Raw genomic sequence first — 6,931 nt, forward strand, 5'->3', positions numbered from 1 at the left:
CTGGCTTCGTTGCTCCTCAGTCGAAGATCCAGGGAGGATATTCTCCTTCGTTGCGCCTCGCCATCCGGCCTTTGGCGCGAAAACAGGACCCCGCGGAATTTTCGGACACGCTCTTAGATTCTTTCAAGCTGAAGTCACCCCAGAACTGACAATTGATCCGGCGCTAAAAGTAGCACACACGTTTTATCGGCGAGTGCTTGTGCCTGACGAGTAAATCCATTGGGACAAATAACCACGGCCGCAGAAGCATGGTAGAATTGTTTGGCGGCTGCAACTTCTTGAACGGCAGCGTTTCCAACTTTGCTACTACTAAAGTTTTTGCACTGAACCACCACATTTTTGTTGTTTTTTTGCGCCAAGAGATCACCTCCTTGGTCACCGGATTTTCCCAATAATTGCACAGTCCAGCCGAGACTTCGCAATTGCGCAGCAACTTCGAACTCGAAACTAGACCCCACACTTACGCGACTAAGTTTTGCCTTCTTCAGAAGCGCTGGCCCCACAATGGAATTGATTTGTTTTCTCCATAGTGGCAAGTCATCACGGGAAGCCCTCAAGACTGTCCTAAGAAACTGCTCCAAAATGCGATTCCATTCATCTGATTCTAAACGCCCCCACGTATTTCGACACTGCATTTTCTTGAGACGCAGAGCCTCTTTATGTTCTCGAACTATCAGAAGTCGCTTCGCATCGGCTGCGCGTTTCTTCTTGTCTCGCTCCTCTCTTGTCAGCGTTTTTGATAACCTTCCTTGATTGCTCTCTATTGCCTCTTGTTCGCGGCGTGCCATTCGTCGTACGAATCGCTCATATTGAGTCATCCGCTCCTTGTAGGCAGACGATATTACCTTGTCCGTTTGGATTGTTTCAGGTTGCTCACGGTGCTCTGGCGAGACTAGGTTTGGATTTGAATCCGGATGATCGGCCATTGGAACTGGCGCTTGTTCAGATGTGGATTTTTGGATTGTTTTGAATTCCGCCTTTTGCTGAGAGGCTCGTTCCGGGTGTTCAATTGGCGTAACTGAAGCTTGCCCCAAAGCCGACTTTTCAGACCAAATTTCCGTAATCTTTTGCCACCAAGAGCGTGAGTTGTTTTTGGGTTGCGCCATTAACGGAGACTACATCTGCAAAACGCTTTTTTGCAAGCTTGTGCCTGTACATCTGCGTCTTCGCGAAAGGCCGCTTTACATTTTCGTGAAGTCAATTCGCCGGCCGCTTGCGCACCCGTAAAGGGGTCATCCATTAAATTACTGAAAACAGCGAAGAACGGCTGTTCGAACTGCTTGGAACACGTCCGACTCGGCTCGCTGGGGACAGGCTCGCCCTACCGTCTGATTCATGGGAAGCCGCCGTGGCCTCGGTGCCATGCACAAGAGCCAGGTGCCCGGTGTCGATCGCAGGGCGGTGCTGGCTGCGCCGCCGTATCGACTGAAGACCGGCTGCGCGGCAACGCAGCTCTACCCGGTACAGGGGCACGCCATGTGATTTGCTTGTGTCGGGAGACTGGAATCTCCATGCTCCTGTCTCGTTTTTGAACCGCACGAGTTGTAAACGGATGACCGAACCCAGCATTACACCGGAGTTAGTTGAAGAGCATGGCCTGACCGTGGAAGAGTATGAACGGGTCAAGGAAATCCTTGGCCGCGAGCCGTCGTACACTGAGTTGGGCATCTTCTCCGTCATGTGGAGTGAGCATTGCTCGTACAAAAACACGCGCCCGCTGCTGAAGAAGTTCCCCACGAAATCGCCGAAAATCCTCGTCGGCGCAGGCGAAGAGAACGCCGGCGTGATCGACATCGGCGACGGGCTGGCGATCGCATTCAAGATCGAATCCCACAATCATCCCAGCGCCGTCGAGCCGTTTCAGGGCGCGGCGACCGGCGTCGGAGGAATCATTCGCGACATTTTCACGATGGGCGCGCGGCCTGTTTGTGCGGTGAATTCCTTGCGCTTTGGACCGATAACGGAGGACACCTCTCCCCACGAACGGCCCCCTCACCCCGTCCCTCTCCCCCTCGGAGGGGGAGAGGGTGTCCGCAGGACGGGTGAGGGGAAATCGGCCATCGCCAATAACAAACGGTTGTTCAGCGGCGTCGTGGCCGGGATCGCGCATTACGGCAATTGCTTCGGCATTCCAACCCTCGCGGGCGAGGTTTATTTCGACAAATCGTATCAAGGCAATCCGCTCGTCAACGCCTTTTGCCTGGGCGTCCTGCGGCACGAACAAATCGCGCGCGGCGCGGCCAAAGGGATTGGCAACCCGGTGTTCTATGTCGGCCCGGCCACAGGTCGGGACGGTCTGGCCGGCGCGGCGTTTGCCTCCCAGGATTTGACGGAGGAATCCGCGGAGCAACAGCGTGGCGCGGTGCAAGTGGCCGATCCTTTCATGGAGAAGCTCGTGTGCGAGGCGTGCCTGGAATTGCTGGCCACCGGCGCGGTCGCCGGCATGCAGGACATGGGCGCGGCGGGATTGACCTGCTCGACGTGCGAGACCGCGGCCCGCGCCGGCACGGGCATCGAGATCGATCTGAGCCGCGTGCCGCAGCGCGCGCCCAACATGACGCCCTACGAGATCATGCTGAGCGAATCGCAGGAGCGGATGCTCATCATCGTCAAGAAAGGCCGTGAAGAGGAGGTGAAACGCATTTTCGAGAAATGGGATTTGCCCTGGGCGCAGATCGGCGTCGTCACCGACACGGGGAGAATGGTCGTGAAGAATCATGGGAAAGTGGCCGCTGACATCCCGGCGCGAAAACTCGCGCATGAAGCGCCCATTTACCATCGGGAATCGCGCGAGCCCGGCTACCTGAAAGCCGTGCGCGAATTCACCCTCGCAAAGGTTGCCGACACGAATGACCCCATCGCGGATTTGAAAGCCCTGCTTTCCTGGCCGAGCCTGGCGTCCAAGAATTGGGTGTTCCGCCAGTACGACCACACCGTGCGCGCGGGCTCAGTGGTGCGCCCCGGATCGGACGCCGCCGTGCTGCGGATCAAAGAGGATTCGTTGCCGCCCCTTCCCGAAAATCCGAAATCCGAAACCCGAAATCCGAAACCGGACCGGTTCATCGCGCTCACGGTCGATTGCAACGCCGCGTATGTCTATCTTGATCCTTTCGAGGGCGGCAAGATCGCCGTCGCCGAAGCCGCGCGCAACCTGGCTTGCACCGGCGCGACGCCGCTGGGGATCACGGACAATTTGAACTTCGGCAATCCGCACAATCCGGAGATTTTCTATCAGCTTCAAAAATCCGTCGAAGGTCTGGCGGAAGCGTGCCGTGCGTTCGGCGTGCCCGTCACGGGCGGCAATGTCAGTCTTTACAACCAGAATCCCGCCGGGCCGATCGATCCGACACCGACCGTCGCGATGGTCGGCTTGATCGAGAAGCCGGAACATATCACGACGCAGTGGTTCAAGGACGAAGGCGATGCCATCATTCTCCTGGGAAACGGAATCGAGGCGAGCGATCCGATGCTCGGGCTTGGCGGCTCCGCGTATCTCCAGCGAATCCACGGTTTGAAGAACGGGCGTCCGCCAGGATGCGACCTGGCTCGAGAGAAGAATCTGCACGACGCGCTGCGGGCATTGATCAGCGCGGGTCTGATCAAGAGCGCGCACGACTGCAGCGAAGGCGGGCTGGCCGTGGCTCTGGCGGAGAGCTGCATCTCGCAGCAGGTGGCCCGCGACACGCCGCGCTTGATCGGTGCGGAGCTGGATTTGACCGTCCTCGAATCTCAAATCTCAAATCTCAAATCTCAAAGCAGCGAACGGGATTCAGCCAAAGAACCGGGAATGGGGATTCGTCTGGATGCTTTGCTCTTTGGCGAAACGCAGTCGCGCGTGATTGTCTCGGTCGCGGCGACGAGAGCCGAGGAAGTCTTGCAGGAGGCCCGGCAATGGAATGTCCCGGCGGCGCGGCTCGGCTCGGTCAGCGGCGCGGCGTTGAAAATCAAACTGGACGCGCGCGAATGGACTTGGGACTTGCGCGAGTTGCACGACCTCTGGTGGAATTCCATCGCGCGCGCGATGAGATGACTCGATTCCGGACTGATTTCGGACTCACGCGCTTGACCGGCTCACATTGATCTGAATGGCTCAAAACTACCCCAAACATTACTGCGGCGTCTTCGGAGTGTTCGGTCATCCGGAGGCCGCGGACCTCACCTACTACGGCCTCTACGCGCTCCAGCACCGCGGCCAGGAGAGCGCGGGCATTGTCGCCTGCGATGGCAAACAGTTCCGCAGCCACCGGGGCATGGGCTATGTTTCGCAAGTTTTCACCGGCAAGATCCTGCACGAACTGGTCGGTCAAATGGCGGTGGGCCACACGCGCTATTCCACCACGGGATCTTCCCACTTGCAGAACGCCCAGCCGCTGACCATCAGTTGCCGCCGCGGCCAGATCGCCATCGCCCACAACGGCAACTTGACCAACGCCGTCGTCCTGCGGGACGAACTGGAGGAAAAGGGCCAGGTGTTCCAGACGACGGTCGATAGCGAGATCATTCTGCACCTGATGGCCCAGCCGACCCTGGGCGGCACGGAGAACAACCTGATCCAGACGGTGCGCCGGATCGAAGGGGCTTACTCGCTCATCATCATGACGGAGCAGGAGTTGATCGGAGTCCGCGATCCGCACGGATTCCGGCCCCTCTCCATCGGCAGTGTGGACGGAGCCTGGGTGTTGTCGAGTGAGACCAACGCCTTCGACCAGATCCACGCCAAATTGGTCCGCGACGTCGAACCGGGAGAAATCGTCATCATCGACAAGAACGGTTTGCGCAGTTTGCCGGCCTTTCCCGAACACCAGCGCCGCGCCTTTTGCATATTTGAGTATGTCTATTTCGCGCGGCCGGACAGCGTGATCGCCGGCCAGAGCGTTTACCAGGTCCGCATCGAGATGGGCCGCCAACTCGCCCGCGAACACCCGGTCGAGGCGGACATCGTCATCCCGGTTCCGGACAGCGGCCTTTACGCGGCGCTCGGTTACTCGCGCGAGTCGAAAACTCCATTGGAGATGGCCTTCATCCGGAATCATTACGTGGGACGCAGCTTCCTTCAGCCCTCGCAATTGATCCGCGACTTCGATGTGCGGGTGAAGCTCAACCTGATTCCTGAACTGGTCGAAGGCAAACGCGTCATCATCGTGGACGATTCCATCGTGCGCGGCACGACCTGCAAGACGCGCGTGAAAACGCTCAAGGAAGCCGGCGCGCGCGAAGTGCACGTGCGGGTGAGCTGCCCGCCGCACATGCATCCGTGCGTCTATGGCATCGACTTTCCCGACCGCAGCAAGCTCATGGCCGCCAACCATTCCGTCCGGGAAATCCAAAAATACTTGAACGCGGATTCGCTGGCGTACCTTTCCCAGGAAGGCATGGTCGCCGCCACCGGTCTCCCGAAGAAAGGGTTTTGCATGGCGTGCTACGACGGCGATTACCCGGTGCCGTACGATCCGTCCATCGACAAGAACATCATCGAACGCCGCCGCGCCCGCGTCGAGAGCCTGGGCGAAGGGCTGGCCAAAGAAGAGTTGCAGCCGCGCCTGTTGTAGCGCTTCGGGCAAGCACCTTTCAGGTATCCCGTGTCACTTGTTATCCGTGTGATGCGTGGTCCAACACAAAAGATGATTCTCGCACAGAGCCAATGATCAGAAAAAATGCCTACGCTGCCGCTGGAGTGGATATCGACCTGGGCAACCGGGTCAAAAGCTCATTGCCCCGACTGCTCGCAGCAACCCATCGCCGAGAAGTGCTCGGCAAAGTCGGCGGCTTTGGCGGGTTGTTCGCCCTGGACACGCGCAAATACCGCCAGCCCGTGCTGGTCTCCAGCGTGGATGGCGTGGGAACGAAGCTCAAGATCGCCTTCGCGATGGACCGGCACGACACGATTGGCCAGGACCTTGTCAATCATTGCGTGAACGACATCGCGGTGCTTGGCGCCGATCCGCTTTTCTTTCTCGACTACCTCGGCACGGGCAAACTGGAACCGCACGTCTTCTCGCAGATCATCGCGGGTTTTGCGAAGGCCTGCGCCGAGAACGGCTGCGCGCTCATCGGCGGTGAGACCGCCCAGATGCCGGGCTTCTATCAGCCGGGCGAATACGACGTCAGCGGCACCATCGTCGGCGTCGTGGAGAGATCGCGGATGCTCGATGGCGCGAAGACGGTCCGTCGCGGCGACGCCGTGATCGGCATCGCGTCGAGCGGCCTGCACACGAACGGGTATTCGCTGGCGCGAAAGATTTTCTTTGAGCAGATGAAGTTAAAACCTGCGAGCCGCGTCGCGGAACTCGGCAATTGCATCGGAGATGAGCTGCTCAAAGTCCACGTCAGCTACGGTCCGCTCGTGCAGGAGTTGCTGCGGCGCTTCAATGGCGCAGGTTTGCGCAAGTCGCCAATCGCCAATCGCCAATCGCCAATCGTCCGCGCTTTCGCTCACATCACCGGCGGCGGTTTCATCGACAACCTCCCGCGCGTGCTGCCGAAGAATTGCGACGCGGTCATTCGAAAGGGAACGTGGGACGTGCTGCCGATTTTCCAGATCATCCAGGCCAAAGGCAGCGTGCCGGAACCGGAGCTTTACCAGGTTTTCAACATGGGGATCGGCATGGTCGCCATCGTCGCTCCGCAAGAAGCTGAGGCCGCCTTGCGATGGATCCGTTCACGAAAGCATCGCGCGTGGTTGATCGGCGAGGTCGTCAAAGGAAAGGGACGAGCCAGGGTCGTTTAAGCGGGCACCCCAATCTGAACAGGAGCAAACGGAGGCAACAGAGAGGGTTTAGCCTCGGCTGAGTGGACGTAACCCTTAGGGTCTGTGCAAAAATAACTTCCGGTTTTGGCGGGAGCGCCGCCTGGCCGGATGCAAGGCGCGAGGAGGGAGCATCCCCGTTTTGGGGCTGTGACCGACGAGCAACGCCGCAGCCGGCCAGGCGCC

5 protein-coding genes are annotated in these 6,931 nt (G+C 59.0%); 3 read left to right on the forward strand and 2 right to left on the reverse strand.

Going from position 1 to position 6,931, the window contains the following annotated elements; translation table 11 throughout:
* Positions 1-134: 134 nt before the first annotated feature.
* Positions 135-1,106, reverse strand: coding sequence for a restriction endonuclease (locus FJ398_24580; protein MBM3841071.1), 972 nt, complete (start codon positions 1,104-1,106; stop codon positions 135-137).
* 133 nt (positions 1,107-1,239) lie between these two features.
* Positions 1,240-1,473: a hypothetical protein gene (locus FJ398_24585; GenBank protein MBM3841072.1), complete on the reverse strand. Its 234-nt coding sequence runs from the start codon at positions 1,471-1,473 to the stop codon at positions 1,240-1,242.
* Between the two features lie 79 nt (positions 1,474-1,552).
* Between FJ398_24585 and purL the strand changes: the two genes are divergently transcribed.
* The 3 genes from purL to FJ398_24600 all read left to right on the forward strand — a co-directional run bounded on the left by purL (position 1,553) and on the right by FJ398_24600 (position 6,727).
* The gene (gene purL / locus FJ398_24590; GenBank protein ID MBM3841073.1) at positions 1,553-4,030 is read left to right on the forward strand and encodes a phosphoribosylformylglycinamidine synthase subunit PurL; all 2,478 of its coding nucleotides are present in this window, start codon (positions 1,553-1,555) and stop codon (positions 4,028-4,030) included.
* A gap of 55 nt (positions 4,031-4,085) precedes the next feature.
* Positions 4,086-5,549 carry an amidophosphoribosyltransferase gene (locus FJ398_24595; protein ID MBM3841074.1) on the forward strand — a complete coding sequence of 488 codons (1,464 nt, stop codon included), beginning with the start codon at positions 4,086-4,088 and terminating at the stop codon, positions 5,547-5,549.
* 92 nt (positions 5,550-5,641) lie between these two features.
* On the forward strand, positions 5,642-6,727 hold the full coding sequence (locus tag FJ398_24600; GenBank protein MBM3841075.1) for a phosphoribosylformylglycinamidine cyclo-ligase: 1,086 nt from the start codon (positions 5,642-5,644) through the stop codon (positions 6,725-6,727).
* The last annotated feature ends 204 nt before the right edge of the window (positions 6,728-6,931 follow it).

This window comes from Verrucomicrobiota bacterium (assembly GCA_016871535.1).
Taxonomy (GTDB): Bacteria; Verrucomicrobiota; Verrucomicrobiia; order Limisphaerales; family SIBE01; genus VHCZ01.

Bases quoted from the DNA above. Each gene is read 5' to 3' on its own strand.
- FJ398_24580 (MBM3841071.1), bottom strand. From the start codon at position 1,106: ATGGCGCAACCCAAAAACAACTCACGCTCTTGGTGGCAAAAGATTACG.
- purL (MBM3841073.1), top strand. From the start codon at position 1,553: ATGACCGAACCCAGCATTACACCGGAGTTAGTTGAAGAGCATGGCCTG.
- FJ398_24595 (MBM3841074.1), top strand. From the start codon at position 4,086: ATGGCTCAAAACTACCCCAAACATTACTGCGGCGTCTTCGGAGTGTTC.
- FJ398_24600 (MBM3841075.1), top strand. From the start codon at position 5,642: ATGATCAGAAAAAATGCCTACGCTGCCGCTGGAGTGGATATCGACCTG.